Annotated in this window: 19 protein-coding genes; 2 read left to right on the plus strand and 17 right to left on the minus strand. The window is 63.4% G+C overall.

The window, feature by feature from the left end; genetic code table 11:
* Positions 1–82: 82 nt before the first annotated feature.
* From AC1DY9_RS08765 to AC1DY9_RS08800, 8 genes are all read right to left on the minus strand, one after another.
* A complete protein-coding gene (locus AC1DY9_RS08765; RefSeq protein ID WP_477666301.1) occupies positions 83–382 on the minus strand; it encodes a copper-binding protein in 300 nt (99 codons plus the stop codon).
* An 11-nt stretch (positions 383–393) separates the two neighbouring features.
* Positions 394–876 (minus strand): DUF411 domain-containing protein, encoded by a 483-nt coding sequence (locus AC1DY9_RS08770; RefSeq protein WP_477666302.1) that lies wholly within the window; start codon positions 874–876, stop codon positions 394–396.
* Between the two features lie 22 nt (positions 877–898).
* Positions 899–1,393, minus strand: coding sequence for a cupredoxin domain-containing protein (locus AC1DY9_RS08775; RefSeq protein WP_457279239.1), 495 nt, complete (start codon positions 1,391–1,393; stop codon positions 899–901).
* Positions 1,394–1,442: 49 nt separating this feature from the next.
* Positions 1,443–2,030, minus strand: a complete 588-nt coding sequence (locus tag AC1DY9_RS08780; RefSeq protein ID WP_477666303.1) for a Spy/CpxP family protein refolding chaperone — start codon at positions 2,028–2,030, stop codon at positions 1,443–1,445.
* A gap of 21 nt (positions 2,031–2,051) precedes the next feature.
* The gene (locus AC1DY9_RS08785; protein ID WP_477666304.1) at positions 2,052–3,437 is read right to left on the minus strand and encodes a multicopper oxidase family protein; all 1,386 of its coding nucleotides are present in this window, start codon (positions 3,435–3,437) and stop codon (positions 2,052–2,054) included.
* A gap of 24 nt (positions 3,438–3,461) precedes the next feature.
* On the minus strand, positions 3,462–4,631 hold the full coding sequence (locus tag AC1DY9_RS08790) for a TolC family protein (RefSeq protein WP_477666305.1): 1,170 nt from the start codon (positions 4,629–4,631) through the stop codon (positions 3,462–3,464).
* Between the two features lie 8 nt (positions 4,632–4,639).
* Complete coding sequence (locus AC1DY9_RS08795) at positions 4,640–4,975, minus strand: hypothetical protein (protein ID WP_477666306.1); 336 nt, start codon at positions 4,973–4,975, stop codon at positions 4,640–4,642.
* Between the two features lie 113 nt (positions 4,976–5,088).
* Positions 5,089–5,526 carry a hypothetical protein gene (locus tag AC1DY9_RS08800; protein WP_477666307.1) on the minus strand — a complete coding sequence of 146 codons (438 nt, stop codon included), beginning with the start codon at positions 5,524–5,526 and terminating at the stop codon, positions 5,089–5,091.
* Positions 5,527–5,655: 129 nt separating this feature from the next.
* On the opposite strand from AC1DY9_RS08800, the gene AC1DY9_RS08805 reads away from it, so the two are divergent.
* Positions 5,656–6,714 (plus strand): DMT family transporter, encoded by a 1,059-nt coding sequence (locus AC1DY9_RS08805; protein ID WP_477666308.1) that lies wholly within the window; start codon positions 5,656–5,658, stop codon positions 6,712–6,714.
* Positions 6,715–6,745: 31 nt separating this feature from the next.
* Here AC1DY9_RS08805 and AC1DY9_RS08810 read toward each other — a convergent pair whose 3' ends face one another.
* From AC1DY9_RS08810 to AC1DY9_RS08850, 9 genes are all read right to left on the minus strand, one after another.
* Positions 6,746–7,024, minus strand: coding sequence for a hypothetical protein (locus AC1DY9_RS08810; protein ID WP_457279232.1), 279 nt, complete (start codon positions 7,022–7,024; stop codon positions 6,746–6,748).
* A gap of 28 nt (positions 7,025–7,052) precedes the next feature.
* Positions 7,053–8,219, minus strand: a complete 1,167-nt coding sequence (locus tag AC1DY9_RS08815; protein ID WP_477666309.1) for an MFS transporter — start codon at positions 8,217–8,219, stop codon at positions 7,053–7,055.
* Positions 8,220–8,423: 204 nt separating this feature from the next.
* The gene (locus AC1DY9_RS08820) at positions 8,424–9,092 is read right to left on the minus strand and encodes a DUF1989 domain-containing protein (protein ID WP_457279231.1); all 669 of its coding nucleotides are present in this window, start codon (positions 9,090–9,092) and stop codon (positions 8,424–8,426) included.
* A 12-nt stretch (positions 9,093–9,104) separates the two neighbouring features.
* Complete coding sequence (locus tag AC1DY9_RS08825; protein ID WP_457279230.1) at positions 9,105–9,890, minus strand: amino acid ABC transporter ATP-binding protein; 786 nt, start codon at positions 9,888–9,890, stop codon at positions 9,105–9,107.
* Positions 9,880–10,560 carry an amino acid ABC transporter permease gene (locus tag AC1DY9_RS08830; protein WP_457279229.1) on the minus strand — a complete coding sequence of 227 codons (681 nt, stop codon included), beginning with the start codon at positions 10,558–10,560 and terminating at the stop codon, positions 9,880–9,882. Before AC1DY9_RS08830 ends, AC1DY9_RS08825 begins: the two co-directional genes overlap by 11 nt.
* A 129-nt stretch (positions 10,561–10,689) precedes the next feature.
* Entirely contained in the window at positions 10,690–11,352 is a 663-nt protein-coding gene (locus tag AC1DY9_RS08835) for an amino acid ABC transporter permease (protein WP_457279228.1), read from the minus strand.
* Between the two features lie 137 nt (positions 11,353–11,489).
* Positions 11,490–12,278, minus strand: a complete 789-nt coding sequence (locus AC1DY9_RS08840) for a transporter substrate-binding domain-containing protein (protein WP_477666310.1) — start codon at positions 12,276–12,278, stop codon at positions 11,490–11,492.
* Positions 12,275–13,060, minus strand: a complete 786-nt coding sequence (locus AC1DY9_RS08845) for a GntR family transcriptional regulator (RefSeq protein ID WP_477647424.1) — start codon at positions 13,058–13,060, stop codon at positions 12,275–12,277. Before AC1DY9_RS08845 ends, AC1DY9_RS08840 begins: the two co-directional genes overlap by 4 nt.
* 187 nt (positions 13,061–13,247) lie before the next feature.
* Positions 13,248–14,201: a Bug family tripartite tricarboxylate transporter substrate binding protein gene (locus AC1DY9_RS08850; protein WP_477666396.1), complete on the minus strand. Its 954-nt coding sequence runs from the start codon at positions 14,199–14,201 to the stop codon at positions 13,248–13,250.
* Positions 14,202–14,462: 261 nt separating this feature from the next.
* Here AC1DY9_RS08850 and AC1DY9_RS08855 point away from each other — a divergent pair, with 261 nt between their 5' ends.
* Positions 14,463–16,217, plus strand: a complete 1,755-nt coding sequence (locus AC1DY9_RS08855) for a long-chain fatty acid--CoA ligase (protein ID WP_477666311.1) — start codon at positions 14,463–14,465, stop codon at positions 16,215–16,217.
* Positions 16,218–16,271 lie beyond the last annotated feature (54 nt).

Genomic DNA, 16,271 nt, shown 5'->3' on the forward strand with positions numbered 1-16,271 from the left:
TAAAAATGGCCTGCAGGCCAATCAGGATAAGCGCAATTAGCTATCAAAATGAGAGCGGATTGGCGATCGTGCCGGTGGGCGCTTACTTGCGGGGTTCGATGGAAAGCACGGTATAGGCCCCGTTGATCTTGTCTACGGTGAAACTGACCTGGTCCCCGGCCTTGACCGCTTCCAGCATCGCGGGGTCCTTGACCTGGAACACCATGGTCATGCCGGGCATGTCCAGGTTCTTGATCTCACCGTGCTTGAGGGTGATCTTGCCGGCCTCTTTATCGACTTTGCGGACTTCGCCTTCGGTCTGCGGCAAGGCCGCCTGCGCCAGGGCAAGCGACGTGGCCAGTACGGCAAACAGGGCAGCCCCTATGCGGTTAAAACGTTTCATGGGGAATCCTTTCAGGTGCGGTGATAGCTTTGGTAAATGTGGGTACTGCCATCGCGGTGAACCAGCAGCACGTCATACGGGTCTTTGCGTCCGCCATAAAGCGGCGCATCCATGCCGGGCGAGCCCACCGGCATGCCGGGAACGGCCAGGCCTACGGCCTGCGGGCTCTCTTTGAGCAGGCGGTAGATCTCGCGGGCCGGCACATGGCCTTCCAGTGCGTAGCGCTTGCCGGCCAGGCTGACTTCCGCCGTGTGGCAGGAGCCGAGCTTTTCCGGGATGCCGAGCCGGGTCCGCGCCGCCGTGTTGCCGCTGTCGTGAATGCGAACCTGGAACCCGTTGGCCTGCAGGTGCGTCACCCAGTCCTTGCAGCAGCCGCAGTCAGGGTCTTTCCAGACTTCGACGGGTACTTGGGTCTGGGCCCACAGTGCCGGGGTGAGGGCTGAAGCGCTTGCAATCGCGGCCGTCACCTGGATGAGTTGTCGTCTTTGCATCATGTGTACTCCTTGTGTGAACGGATCAGCGGGCCGCAACAGTGATCTTGCCCACCATGCCTGCCTGGTAGTGGCCGGCGATCAGGCAGGCGAAGTCGAATTCGCCGGCGCGGTTGAAGGTCCAGACCAACCCGCCCGACTTGCCCGCCGGCACGTGCGCCATGTAGGGTTCGTCGTGCTCCATGCCCGGAAACTTCACCATCATCGCCGCGTGTTCGTCGAGATTCTTTTGGGTCCCGATCACCAGTTCATGCAAAAGTTTGCCGCGATTGCGGATTTCAAAACGCACGGTTTCGCCTTGCTTGAACGAGAGCTTGTCGGGTGTGAACCGCATGTTGTCGTCCATGGACAGCGTGACGGTGCGTGTGGCTGCACTGGCATCTCCCGCGATGCCCCAGGGCTTTTGCTCCTTCGGGGCTGGGGCCGCACTGGGGCTGTGGGCAGCATCGCCGTGGGCGAAAGCTGGCGCGGCCGAGGCTGCAAAAACGGCGGTAGCAAGAATGGCGATAAGTGGGTTCATGGTGTGGTCCTTGTATAGGAAGTTAAAGAGTCAAAAGTTCAAAGTCAAATCAATGTTGGTGCCCGGGATGCCCGGCCGCTGTGCCCGGCGCATCGCTGTAGCCGCGCAAATCCGCGTAAAGGTTTATCTGCTGCGGTGTCAATAAACCGGCCTGTTGCAAGTGCGTATGCAAGTGCGAGGCACGCAACTGGGCTTGAAGCAGGCCAATCTGCCGGGTCAGGGCATCAACCTGTGCCGCGTTCACCTGCCTGCCGGCAAAGGCGCTGTCCAGGTCACGCTCGGCCTCTACCAGCCTGGCGCCCAGCGCGCGGGCCTCGGCCTTGTGCTGGTTCATCAGTGCTTCGCTGGCCTGCTTTTGCGCGGCGCTCAGCGCCAGCGGGCCGGCCAGTTCCAGCACGTGCATGGGCCCCGGGTAACCGTTCAATTCGGCCGCTTTGGCTTGTTCCATGCCTTTGCCGGCCAGAAGGTCAGCGGTTTGTGCCGCCGACAGGGCTTTGATGCCGCGCGCTTGCTGGCCCGCGTAGGGACTTGCTGCGGGGTTTTCACCCCTCGTCAGGCCATGTTGGGCAAACAGGGCTGTAGCGCCCGACAGTAAAGCGCAAGCAGCTATCAATTTAAGAGCGTTTTGGGTTTTCATGGTGTTCCTCAAGGTTCTGGGTCAGTGGCCGGTATGGCCCTGGGGTTTGCGGATATTGATTTCAGTGCCGCCCGCAGGTACGGCCGCATTGCCAGCCAGGGGGCGGGCCGGGTCGGGCAGGGCGCCCTTCCACTCATAAGCCTGCGTGCCGGCCGGCTGCCGGTACCAGCCCGGGTCCTTGTAGTCGCCGGGCTTCTGGTCCCCGCGCACCTTGAGCACGCTGAACATGCCGCCCATTTCCACGCCGCCGTAGGGGCCCTTGCCCGTCATCATGGGCGCGGTGTTGTCGGGGATCGGCATCTCCATCTCCCCCATATCGGCCATGCCGCGTTCGCCCATCACCATGTAGTCGGGCACAGCCTTCTGGATTTTCCTGATGAGACCGCGGTGGTCCACGCCAATCATGGTGGGCACGTCGTGACCCATGGCGTTCATGGTGTGGTGGCTTTTGTGGCAATGAAAAGCCCAGTCGCCTTCCTCGTCCGCCAGAAATTCAAACTGGCGCATCTGGCCCACGGCAACATCCGTCGTCACTTCCGGCCAGCGGGCCGGCCGCGGCGTGGGGCCGCCGTCGGTGCCGGTCACCGTGAACTCGTGCCCGTGCAGGTGCATCGGGTGGTTGGTCATGGTGAGGTTGCCCACGCGTATGCGCACCTTGTCGTTCCTGCGCACCACCAGTGGGTCAATGCCGGGGAAGATGCGGCTGTTCCAGCTCCACAGGTTGAAGTCCAGCATGGTCATGATCTTCGGCGTCATGCTGCCGGGCTCGATGTCGTAGGCGTTGAGCAGGAACACGAAGTCGCGGTCGACGACGTCGATGAGCGGATGTTTTTCCCTGGGGTGTGTAACCCAGAAACCCATCATGCCCATGGCCATCTGTGTCATTTCGTCGGCATGCGGGTGATACATGAATGTGCCGGGGCGCCGCGCCGCGAACTCATACACAAACGTCTTGCCCACCGGGATCGCCGGCTGGTTCAGCCCGGCCACACCGTCCATGCCGTTGGGCAGGCGCTGGCCGTGCCAGTGGATGCTGGTGTGTTCGGGCAACTTGTTGGTGACGAATATGCGAACGCGGTCGCCTTCGACGACCTCAATCGTGGGGCCCGGGCTCTGGCCGTTGTAGCCCCACATGTGGGCCTTGAAGCCCGGGGCCATTTCGCGCACCACCGGCTCTGCCACCAGGTGGAATTCTTTCACGCCGTTGTTCATGCGCCAGGGCAGCGTCCATCCATTCAGGGTGACGACCGGGTTGTAGGGCCGGCCGTTCGGCGGCGCAAGCGGCGGCGCGGTGTCGGCCTTGTTCATCGTCACGGGTTCCGGCAGCGCGGCCATCGCCACCTTGCTGACGGACGCGGCGGCAACCGCCGTCAGCGCCGTGCGGTTAAAGAAATTTCGTCGATTCATGGGATTCCTTGTGTTGGGGGGCGCTCAGTGCGCTGCGGCTGTGGCGGCGCCGGTTTTGCCGGAAGACCTGGACGAGGCCGTGCCGGGCGATGCGCCGGCAAGCACCGTCTGAAGGTCGGCTTCGGCAAGCCAGAAGTCGCGTTGCGCCTCGATGGTTTCGGCAGCGGCCAGGGCCTGCGCGCGTGCGCCGGCCAGCAGGTCAAAGACGCTGGTGAGCATGCCGTTGTAGCGCAGCACCGTTTCATCCTGGATGAAGCGGTAAAGCGGCATCACCTCCGTCTGGTAGTGGCGTGCCAGGTCGTGAGCCGTGCGGTAGCCGTGGTAAGTCTCGCGTGCTTCGCTGCGCGCCCTGACTGCCAGTTCGCGCACGCGGGCTGAATCACCCAGGGTGTCCCACAGGCCGTCGGCACCGGGCTGGGGCCGGATGGCGCGTTGCCCTGCCCATTGCGCAGTCGCCAGGCGCAGGTCCAGCCGCCGCTGCAGCACGCGGCTTTCGATATCCGGCATGTCTTGCGCTTTTGGCGGCAGGTCGGGCAGCCGTTCGGGCAAGGTGAAGCCGGCTTGCGCGCCCCACAGGCCCATCACCACCACGAGTTTTTCGCGCTCGCTGAACGCGGCCTGCCGGGCGCGCGCCAATTGCGCCGTGGCCTCGGCCAGCAGCAGTTGTTCGCGGGCCTGCTGCAGCTTGCTCCAGTTGCCTGCGCGTGCCATGCGGCGCGCCAGTTCGCCAGCGGCCTCCGCGTTCTCCCTGGCTTCCTCCATAAAGCGTGCTGTCTGCGCAGCGGCCACCGCAGTGATCCAGGCTTTGCGGGTTTCGCTGGACAGCAGGGTGATGTCTTGCGCGGCCTTGAGTTTTGCCGGACTGGCCGACACGGCGTCCGTGATGTTGACGCCTTCGCCGGCCAGCGACAGCTGCAAGCCGGGGTTATTGAGCAGCGCAATGCGCACCGCGCTTTCTGGGCTGAGCGGGCCTTTCAGCAGGTCGGCAACAGCGGCGCTGGTGTCTTTGCCCGGACGCGCGATGAGCACAGGAGGCGCCGTGCCGGAGCCGCCCGGTTGCGGGGTGGCCAATGCCTGCAAGCCACTCACGCCGCCATCCGGCACGGCCGTTGTGCAGCCCGTGAGGACCAGCATGAGCAGCGCCAATGAACCCAGCCCTGGAGCGATGCGGCGTTGGCCGGCAGAGGAGGTCATGCCGGGCCTCATGGTTTCGGGGCGGCGGGCACCGCAGGTTTGGTTCGTGGTGCCTGGGCCTCTTCCCATTTCAGCAGGTCGGCATGCCCCTTTTTGAATTGGCCCGCAGTGGCGTTGGATTTTTTCCAGTCATCGCTGGCCGGCTCCACGCCCTGCGGACGGTTCACAAATACGGACCGGTACGCGGTGGATGGCACCAGCGTGCCCGGGTTGGCAGCCTGTTCCGTGGGTCGGGGGTTCACCCGGGGGTAGGGACCTGCCTGTGCATGGGCCCCGGCGGAACCGATAAAAAACAGTGCGAGGGCCAGCGCTGCGCGCGGGCCGGGAATGAAACGAATAGTCACAAGAATCTCCTGAATACAAGCGGGGCGATTTGCGGAAAATCGCGGGTATCCGGTGTCAAGAGCCCGAAAGGCCCTGCCGGACGGCAAGTACAGGCCCAGTACGGGCCTGGAGATCAGGAAATGGGTGGTTTTTGGCCCAGCGCGGCGTCGGCACTGGCAAACTGGTCTGGCGCCGGGCGCAGCAGGCTGCGTCCTTTGAAAACGGGGCTCTGGTCTGACGTTGCCAGCGACAGCGCCACCGTATGACAGGCCTGGCAGGCCGCGCAGGACTCACAGCCGGCGTCATTCGTCGGGGTGCTGCTGTCGGAGGTGTTCCCGGCACAGTCGTGCATGGCCATGGTTGCTTCGGGCGACGTCTCTTCGTGGCCTGAATGGCCTTCAGCCCCCATGTGGTGAGCGGAAGCTGCTATCGTTTTGGTAGCGGACTGTTCCGCGGAAGCAAGCTGCCCGTGTTGCACATGGGCCGCGGCCATCTGCGTCGCCATTGCATCGCCTACCCAGCCGCGCAAGGGCAGCAGGGCGATCATCAGGGCGAGGAGCAGGTGGCGCATGGGTGAATGATAGGCGATGCGTTTAAAAAGTTCCCGCGCAAACCCATCAAGCTTGCCATCGCAAGGCCGGCAGTGGAAACTGTCAAGATCACTCATGACAAGTAGATCCGTCCTTTGAACCTTCATTCCATGCTTTTGAAGCCCGGCGTCGCAGCCGCCCTGGCTTCGGCTTTCCTGTTCGGCGCGGGCACGCCGCTGGCCAAGTCACTGCTCGGCCAGGTCAACCCCTGGATACTCGCCGGGCTTTTGTACCTGGGCTCCGGTCTGGGGCTGGCGATTTATCGGCGCCTGCGCGGTGCTGCCCAGCCACGCCTGAACCGCGGCGAGGGTCGCTGGCTGGCCGCGGCCGTGCTGTGTGGCGGCGGGCTGGCGCCGGTGCTGCTGATGTACGGCCTGTCGGCGATGCCTTCCAGCCATGCGGCCCTGCTGCTCAATGCTGAGGCGGTATTGACCGCCGTGCTCGCATGGATGGTGTTCAGGGAAAACTTTGACCGCCGTATTGCGACGGGCATGGCCGCTATCGTGGCGGGTGCCGTGCTGTTGAGCTGGCCGCAGCAGGCTGCGGCCACGGCGGGGTCAACATTCAGCGCGCTGTGGCCCGCGCTCGCCGTGACCCTGGCGTGTTTTTTCTGGGCCCTGGACAACAACTTCACGCGCAAGGTGTCGTTGGTGGATGCGTCATGGATTGCCTGCGTGAAAGGGCTGGCAGCTGGCGTGACCAATCTGCTGCTGGCTTTTTTGGCAGGCGCGGCGTTGCCGGGTGCGGTACAAATCTCCGCCGCGATGGCGGTCGGCCTGCTGGCCTACGGCGTGAGCCTGGCGCTTTTTGTGGTGGCCTTGCGGCACCTCGGGGCTTCGCGCGCAGGCGCCTACTTTTCGACAGCGCCTTTTGTGGGCGCATTGTTTTCCGTGGTGTTTCTTGCCGAGCCCGTCACCTGGCAACTGGTGGGCGCCGCCTTGCTGATGGCGGTCGGCATCTGGCTGCACCTGACCGAGCATCATGCGCACATGCATCGGCACGAAGCGCTGGAACACGAACACCTGCATGCGCATGACGCACATCACCCGCATGAGCATGCACAGGCGGTTCCAGGGATGCATTCACATCGCCACCGCCATGAGCCCCTGGCCCACAGCCATGCGCATTACCCTGACGCCCATCACCGCCATGGGCATTCCGGCGGTTGAAGAAGGCGGCCCCGCAGCCTGCCTTGCACCATCAGGTTTTCTGAAGTTGCAGCTGCGCCTTGTCGATCCATAGCTGCAGGCTGTCCAGCAATTCCTTCTGGCTGAATGAACAGCTTTCTTCGGTGAAGAGTGCGGCGGACTCCAGCCGGTTGAGCAACTGCGACAGCACATCATTGAAGCGGGCCGGCAGGGCAGCCGCAAGGCTTTGCTGCTGCGCGGCCAGTTGTGCAAAGGTGCCCACGCGAATGTCGTCACTGCGCAGTTGCTGCAGCGCAGCTTGCAGTGCTTCGAGTTGCTGTTGGGGTGTCATGGTCTGGGTGTGGAGTTTGAAGAGACGTTCAGGCGGCGGCGGACACCTGCACCCGGGCCGGCATGCGGTCGAACACCAGCGTCAGCATGGCCAGCAAACCAAAAGGCACGCCGACCCAGCCCAGCTGCGCAAAACCCACCTGATCGAGCACCGCACCGCTGACCACAGCGCCCAGCGCCGTGCCCACGTATAGCATGGAGCCATTGAGGCTGAGCAGCAGCGGTGCCTGTGCGGGCGACAAGGTGGCCAGCCGGCTTTGCTGCGGTGCCATCAGCCCGAAACCTGCAATGCCCCACAGAACCAGCACGGCCATGGTGGCCGGCACATGGCCGCGCGTCAGCGGCAGCAGGCACATCATCGCCACCAGCACAGCCAGCTGCACGCGCATGCTGCGCAGTGCGCCAAAGCGGTCGGTGGCCCAGCCGCCCATCAGCGTGCCGGCCACGCCCGCCAGGCCGAAGACGGCCAGCGTGGCGGAAAGCTGCGCTGAACTCATGGGGTTGAGTGCCTGGAGCACCGGGCCGACATAGGCAAAAACACTGAAGATGGCGATGAAGTACAGCAGCGTTCGGCCCCATACGCGCAGCACGGCGGGCTGGCGCGCTGCGGCGCGGAAACCCGCAAAGCTGGTGCCTGCGCTGGCCATGTCGGCCGGGATCAGCCAGCTCGCCGCGACCAGCGCCGCCAGGCTGGCCCCGGCCGACAGCCAGACCGGCACGCGCCAGCCAAACTCAAAGCCCAGCCAGGCGCCGACCGGCAGGCCCACGGCGTAGCTGATGCTCATGCCCAGGAAGGTGATGGACAGCGCCCGGCCGCGCAGGGCCGGCACCACCATGCTGACCGCCAGCGCCGATGCCGCTGCGGTGAACATGGCACCTGCTCCCATCAGCACACGGCCCAGCAGCAGCAGGGGAAAGTTGGGCGCGACGGCGCAAACCAGGCAACCGGCGGTAAACAGGCTGAGTGCCAGCTGGACGGCGCGCTTGCGTGGCCACCTGGCGGTAAGGATGATGAGCAGGGGCGCCAGCACCGCGGTGGCAATGGCGTATGCCGTCATGGCCTGGCCGGCGGCGGCCACACTGATGCCCAGCGAGGCACTCATGGGCTGCAGGATGCCGCCGAGCACAAAAGCCCCGCTGCCGATCACGAGGTTGCACAGGGCGAAGAAATAGAGAATGGGCGGCATGGCAGTCATGGGCAGCAGGAATCCGGTGGGCAGATCAGGGTGAAGGCATGGTTGGGGGCGGGCGAGCGGTTAGGCAACAAATCGGCCTTCGGACCAACCGGAATCAGCGCAAGCAGCTATCAAATTGAGAGCAACAAAAAGACGTCACCGCTATTGTGCGGGAACTCACCCAACCCTGCAGGAGCGGGGGAAAGGCGGTTTGGCGCGGCCCCGTCAGGTTTGCGGGATCCAGGGGTCGCTGGCGGGCAGGGTTGATGTGCTTTGCAGCACTTCCAGGTCTACCGGCTGCGGGGTGTTGTCGCCCGCACCCTGGATTTTCACGATGTCCTGCGGGCAGGCGGAAAACGCGACAAAGCAGTCCATCTCGGCGCGCAGCGTGATTGAGTCGCCGGCCTTCGTCACGGTGGGCAGGGTTTTGAGTGTGATGCCGTCGGGCTGCACCCGGATGTTCATGAAGATGTTGAACGAAGCGAGAATGGCGCGCGGCGGCGTCAGGCCCAGCTCGAACATGCCTTCAAACATGTTGTCGCAACAGTTGCGGTGATAGCCCTTCACGCCCAGCAACTCATAACGGCGGCGGTCGCAGGCAGCCATGAAGGTGTCGTGCACGCCGGGCGTGCTGTCTTCCACCACGGTGAGGATGGGGTGACGCTGGTTCGTGACGAAGGAGTCGCCGACGACGGGATTCAGGCGCTGGTTCCACACGCGGGTGGTTTCCATGCACATGAATTCGTTCAGGTCGTAGGCATTGAACGCCCAGCAATCGACCACCTGCGTGCCGTGGGTGTTGATGACCTTCACGGCTTGCCCGGCCTGCAGGCGCAGCGCCTTGCCGTGGCCGGCGGGGACGTGCAGCGTGCCGGGCGTCGCGGAAGGTGTCATGGATTTCCCGGATTACTGGATCATCCCGAGGAACTGCTTCAGCTCGGCGGTTTGTGGATTCGAAAACACTTCGTCGGGCGGCCCAATCTCGTGCACGCGGCCCTGGTGCATGAAGACCACGCGGTCGCACACCTTGCGCGCGAAGTTCATTTCGTGGGTCACCATCAGCAGCGTCATGCCTTCGGCGGCCAGGCTCTCCACGACCTGCAGCACTTCGCCCACCAATTCCGGATCCAGTGCCGAGGTGATCTCGTCGCACAGCAGCACCGAAGGCTGCATGGCCAGTGCGCGCGCGATCGCCACGCGCTGCTGTTGCCCGCCCGAAAGCTGGTCGGGCCAGGCCTCGAATTTTTCGGCCAGGCCCACACGTTGCAGCAGCGCACGCGCATGTTCTTCGGCGGGAGCGCCAGCCGTCTTCTTGACCAGCGTGGGCGCCAGCATGATGTTTTTGCCGACCGTCAGGTGCGGGAAGAGGTTAAAGCTCTGGAAGATCATGCCGACATGCTGGCGCAGCTCGCGCATGACCTGCGGACTGTCGTGCAACAGGTGCTTGCCGTCCACGCGCAGCGTACCGCTCTGAAAGACTTCCAGCCCGTTGATGCAGCGCAGCAGCGTGCTTTTTCCCGAGCCGCTTTTGCCGATGATGGCAATCACCTCGCCGGCCTTGACCTCCAGATCAATGCCTTTTAAAACTTCGTTGGCGCCGAAGCTTTTGCGAAGTTGATTGATCTCGACAAGAGTCCTGTCGGACGAAGTTGTTGCGGCGGCTGCAGGGGGTGGTGCGACGTTAGCGTCCATTTCGGGCTTTCCTCTCAAGCTTGCGGGCATACAGGGACACGGGGAAACACAGCGCGAAGTACATCAGCGCGACGCAGCTGTACACCACAAAGGGTTTGAAGGTGGCGTTGGTGATCATGGTGCCGGCCTTGGTCAGTTCGATAAAACCAATCACCGAGGCCAGCGCCGTGCCCTTGATGACCTGCACCAGGAAACCCACGGTGGGCGGCACGGCAATGCGCACGGCTTGCGGCAGCACGATGTACTTGAGCTGCTCGCCGAAGTTGAGCGCCAGGCTTTGCGCGGCTTCCCACTGGCCTTTGGGGATGGCGTCGACGCAGCCGCGCCAGATTTCGGCCAGGTAGGCGCTGGTGTAAAGCGTCAGCGCCACCGCGGCGGCCACCCAGGCGGGCACATTGATGCCGAAGAGCGCCAGGCCGAAGTAAGCCAGGAAGAGTTGCATCAGCAGCGGCGTGCCCTGGAACAGCAGCACATAGCCGTCCAGCGCGCGCCGCGTAATGAGCGCGGCCTTTTGTGCGCCCGGCACCGCGCGGGTGGCGGACAGCCGGCCGACCAGCAACAGCATGCCGACGATGCCGCCGCCTATGAAGGCGACGAGTGAGAGTACAACGGTCCAGCGCGCTGCAAGCAGCAGGTTGCGGAAGATGTCCCAGACTGAGAATTCAATCACGGCGATTCCTTTTGAGCGCTGGATTCTTGACGCCAGCAGGGGCCGCGGAACCGGCTTTGCCGGGCCGCAGGCGCAGCGCCCCCTCGGGGGGCAGAGAGCTACACGAAGTGAGCGAACGTGGGGGCATAGTCAGCGACCAAAAAGGAACTTCGGACCCATCCAGTTGAGGAGCTTGCGCACCGCAACGGAGAGCACCAAATAGATCAGTGTGGCGATGATGAAGGCCTCAAACGCCCGGAAGTTGCGGCCCTGGATCAGGTTGGCGGCGTAAGAGAGTTCCTGCGTCGAGATTTGCCCGCACACTGCGGAGCCCAGCATCACGATGATGATCTGGCTCACCATGGCGGGCCAGACCTTCTTGAGTGCCGGCGGCAGCACCACACGGGTATAAATCTGCACCCGGTTGAGCGCCAGGCTTTCGGCCGCTTCAATCTGCCCGCGCGGTGTGGCTTCAACGCCCGCGCGAATGATCTCGGTGGCGTAGGCAGACAGGTTGATCACCATCGCCAGCACCGAGGCCGTCTCAGGCGACAGCCTGAAGCCCGCAGCCGGCAGGCCGAAGAAGATGAAGAACAGCTGAACGATGAAGGGCGTGTTGCGGATCAATTCCACATACGTACCCACCACCCAGCGCAGCCACGTGGGCCCGCTGGCACGCGCCCAGGCAAACGCCATGCCCATGAACATGCCGAGCACCGACGAAATCGCCGTCAGGCCCAGCGTCCACGCAACCCCAATGGCCAGCAGCGGCCATTGCGACAACACGGCCATGAAATCGAGTTCGACACGCATCTGAATCACTTTCTGTTGAAAGAATCGCTGCTTGCTTCTGTCATGCCAGCAGCCGCAGTGGAACCGGCTTTGCCGGGCCACCAGCGGCGCCCCCTGAAAGGGGGGAGGAGGCTACACGAAGTGAGCCTCAACGGGGGTCAGGGAAGATTGCCGGCAGGGCGACCCAGCCACTTCATCGCGATCTTGTCCAGGTCGCCATTTTTCTTGGCTTCGGCAATCACTTCATTGACCTTCAGGCGCAGCTTGTCTTCACCCTTGGCGACGCCGATGAAGTTGGGGCTGTCGGCGAGCAGCAATTTGTACTCGGTGTTCAGTTGCGGGTTCTTGGCCATCATGTTGCCGGCTACTGACGCGCCGGTGGCGATCAGTTGCACCTGGCCTGYGGTGTAGGCCGACACGGTGGTGTTGTTGTCTTCAAAGCGCTTGATGTCCGCGCCGGCGGGTGCAACCTTGCTCAGCTCCTGGTCTTCCAGGGCGGCGCGCGTGACACTGATGCTCTTGCCGGAAAGATCGGCAAACGACTTGACGCTGACGCTCTTGGGGCCGAACACCGCCTGGAAGAAGGGCGAGTAGGCCACCGTGAAGTCGATGACTTTTTCGCGGTCGGGGTTTTTGCCCAGTGTGGAGATGACCAGGTCGGCCTTTTTGGTTTGCAGATAAGCGATGCGGTTGGCGCTGGTGACGGGCACGAGCTCGATTTTCACACCGAGTTTTTGCGCGATGTAGCCGGCCATTTCCACGTCCAGGCCCTGGGGTTTCAGGTCAGTGCCGACCATGCCGTACGGCGGGAAGTCGGTCGGGATGGCGATCTTGATTTCCTTGGCCTTCATGATGTCGTCCAGCGCAGTCTGTGCATGGACACCGGTTGCGCCCAGCACGGCGGCTGCGGCAAGGGCAAGAGAAAAAACGCGTTTGCTGGAATTCATAGCAGGGCTCCAAGGTAAGTTGAGGAATCGTCAGTGGGTTTGGCCGAAGCACGGCCGGGCTTGCGAACACGGGAGGGCAGCGAGGGCGCGGCCTTGTTGCTGGGGCTTTGCGCATCCAGTGGACTTAATGCACTGCGCAGATGCGACAGCGGGTCGCCGGCGCTGGTTTGCAGTTTGAGCGCGGCCTGCACGCTGCCGATATGGGCCTGCATGAGTTTTTCGGCCTTGGCCAGGTCACCCTTTTCAAGCGCCTGCACGATCTGCACATGCTCTTCGCAGGACTGAGCCGCATCGTGCGACGACTGGTAGAGCATGGCAATGAGTGTGGTGCGCGCGGTGAAATCGCGCAGGGTATCGGCCAACAGGCTGTTGCCCAGGCATTCGGCCAGGCACACATGAAAGTCACCCAGCAAAAAGCTGCGCAGGCCCACGTCGTCGCCTTTGACTGCGGCTTTCTCGCGGGTCAGGTGGCTTTTGAGCTGCTTGATGGCGGCCTTGCTGACGTCGCCCGTGCAGCGGATCAGGCCCATCTCGATCACGCGGCGCGCCTCGAAGGCTTCGCGAGCCTCTTCCTGCGAAGGCTCAATCACATACCAGCCGCGCCGGCTGCTGACAGTGACAATGCCGCGCACCGCCAGGCGGGTGAGGGCTTCGCGCACGATGGTGCGGCTGCAGTCAAACAGCATCGCCAGTTGTTGCTCACCCAGGCGCGCGCCGGGCGCGAGCTTTTGCGCCATCACGGCTTCAATGATGCGGTTGGAGATGTCGGAGGCTGTGGCCATGCACCCTGTAGTGCATATCCCGTGCCAGCTGCCAAACTGGTTCAATTAACTGGTATACAAGTTATGTGCACCTGTCTGGCGTGCCTGGGAGTCAAAATTGCGGGGTTTTGGGGCCGTCTGCACCAGAAAGGGGAATGGCGTGGGCGCGTGGCTCTGGCTGCCGGCGCCTCTACCGCGCCGGATCCTGTCAGTCCAGCCTGGCGCCCGAAGCCTTGACCGCCTGGGCCCAGCGCGGCATTTCAGCGGCAAGGAACTGGGCGAACTCGTCACTGCCCATGAAGGCAGGGTCGGCCCCTTGCGTGACCATGCGGTTGCGGATGTCCGGGCTGGTCATCACTTGCCTGAAAGCATCGCTGAGTTTGGCGGCCACGTCTTTGGGCAGGCCGGCGGGTGCGAGGAAGCCGTAAAAGCCCACCACTTCAAACCCCTTGATACCCGATTCAATGACCGTCGGGATGTCGGGCAGGGCGGGGTTGCGCTCCTTGCTGGTCACGGCCAGCGCGCGCACCTTGCCCTGCTTGTGGTAGTTGGCTGCCTGCGGAATCGATTCGGCCATGAACTGCACCTGGCCTGCCATCAGGTCGGTGAAGGCTGGCGCGCTGCCGCGGTAGGGGATGTGCACCATGAAGAGCCCGGTGGCATTCTTGAACATCTCGGGCACCAGATGGCTGATGCCGCCGTTGCCGGCCGATCCGTAGTTGACCTGGCCGGGCCTGGCCTTGGTGTAGGCGATGAATTCCTTGAGGTTGTTGATCGGCAGCTTGGGGTTGACCAGCAGCGCCAGCGGTTGCATGGCGGTGCGCGCAATCGGGGTGAAGTCTTTCAGCGTGTTGTAGGGCAGCTTGCTGTAGAGCGCGGGGTTGATCACCATCACGCCGGTGTTGGCCAGCATCAGGGTGTAGCCGTCGGGCGCGGCCTTCATCACGTCTTGTGCGCCCACGGTGCCGCCGGCGCCGGATTTGTAGTCGATCACGATGGGTTGCCCCAGCACGGCCTGCAGGCGCTCGGTCAAGAGGCGCGCATGCTGGTCCAGCGGGCCGCCGGCCGGAAAGCCGATCACCACGCGGATGGGCTTTTCGGGAAAAGCCGCGAACGCTGCGCCAGAGGCCAGTGCTGTGAAAGCCAGCGCGCACGCCGACATCAGGGTTTTGCGTCGAAGGGTGAGAAGTCGGGTCATGGTGTCTCCTGGATGTTTCTGCTTTTATTTCCGCGTGCAAGCGGTAAGGCCGGAAGGACTTCCTTCGTGAAAGGGGGAAGCATGTGCTCTCGCACGGGGTGCAATCCATCATAGTGAGCGCGGGTCGCTCAAGTGACAGTGTTTTATCAGGAGCTTCCCGGATGTGGGCAGCGTGGACTCGGGGTAGGCTTGGGTCCCAAGTCAGCACTTGCCTGGAGCCTTTTTTTGACCCTTGATTCCAACACCGGCCAGGCCGTCCCTGCAGCAACTCCGCACAACCTGCACCACCAGGTCTGGCCCAAGCGCCTGCCGCACAGCATCACGCCGCCGGCAACTTCGTTGTGGCACAACCTGGCGGTCAGCGCGCTGCGCTTTCCGGACAAGCCCGCGCTGGTTTTCTTCAACCGCGTGCTCAGCTATGCCGAGGTGATGCGGCAGGCCGAGCGCCTGGCAGCCACGCTTTACCGCATGGGCGTGCGCAAGGGCGACCGCGTGGTGCTCAACATGCAGAACTGCCCGCAGTGGGTGATCGCGCACTTTGCAATCCTGCGGGCCAACGCCGTGGTGGTGCCGGTCAACCCGATGAACCGGGCCGAAGAACTCAAGCACTACATCATCGATCCCGACGCCAGGATTGCCATCACCACAGCCGACCTGGCGCCCGAGCTGGCCAGGGCCAATGCACAGTTGGCACCCACCGACCGGCTCATGCACCTGGTGGTCACGCATTACAGCGATGCTTTTGACATGGAGCAATCCGGCGGCGACGATGCAGCGATGCCCGACGCCTGGCGCGACTGGCTGGGCACGCGCCACTCGCTGCCCGCACTGGATGGCGGCACGGTGATGAGCTGGGCTGATGCGATGACCGCCGGAGAAACCGCAGAGCTGCCCCCACACACCGCCACGCCGCAAGACCTGGCCGTGCTGCCCTATACCAGCGGCACCACCGGCCTGCCCAAGGGCTGCATGCACACGCACGCCAGCATCATGCACAACGCAGTGGCCAGTTGCCTGTGGGGCGGCAGCACGTTCGAAAACGTCACGCTGTCTGTGGTGCCGATGTTTCACATCACAGGCATGGTGTCGGTCATGCACGCTTCCATTTACGGCAGTGCGACGCTGGTCATCATGCCGCGATGGGACCGCGAGCTGGCCGGGCGCCTGATTTCGCGATGGGGAGTGACGCACTGGACGAATATCCCCACGATGGTGATCGACCTGCTGGGTAGTCCCAACTTTGCTTCTTTCGATTTGAGTAGCCTCGTCTACATCGGCGGTGGCGGTGCTGCCATGCCGCAGGCCGTGGCCCAGCGCCTGTGGGAGCAATACGGTCTGCGCTTTGCCGAAGGTTACGGCCTGACGGAAACCGCGGCGCCCTCGCACAGCAATCCCTATGACGCCACCAAACAGCAATGCCTGGGCGTTCCCTTCATGAGCTGCGACTCGCGCATCATCGATCCGGTCACGCTGAAGGAAGTGCCACAGGGCGAGCAGGGCGAAATCATCATGAGCGGGCCGCAGATATTCCAGGGCTACTGGAAGCGTCCCGATGCAACCGCCGACGCCTTTATCGAGATCGACGGCAAGCGTTTCTTTCGCTCGGGCGATCTCGGGCGCATGGACGAGCAAGGCTACTTTTTCATCACCGACCGGCTCAAGCGCATGATCAATGCGTCAGGCTTCAAGGTGTGGCCGGCTGAAGTGGAGGCGCTGATGTTCAAGCACCCGGCCATCCAGGAGGCCTGCATCATCAGTACCAAAGACGCCTACCGCGGCGAAACCGTCAAGGCGGTGGTGGTGCTGCGTGCCGCGGCCAAAGGCCAGACGACGGAAGACGACATCATCAACTGGTGCAAGGAGAACATGGCGGCGTACAAATATCCGCGTGTGGTGCAGTTTGTCGATGCGCTGCCCAAGAGCGGCTCGGGCAAGGTCATGTGGCGAGCCTTGCAGGAAGCGGAGCAGGGCGCAAAGTGACTGACTCTGGCACGATGCGGGTTAGGAGCCTTCTGAGTGCCACCCGGAGACAAA

It is taken from the genome of Polaromonas sp. P1_F6 (genome assembly GCF_056405695.1).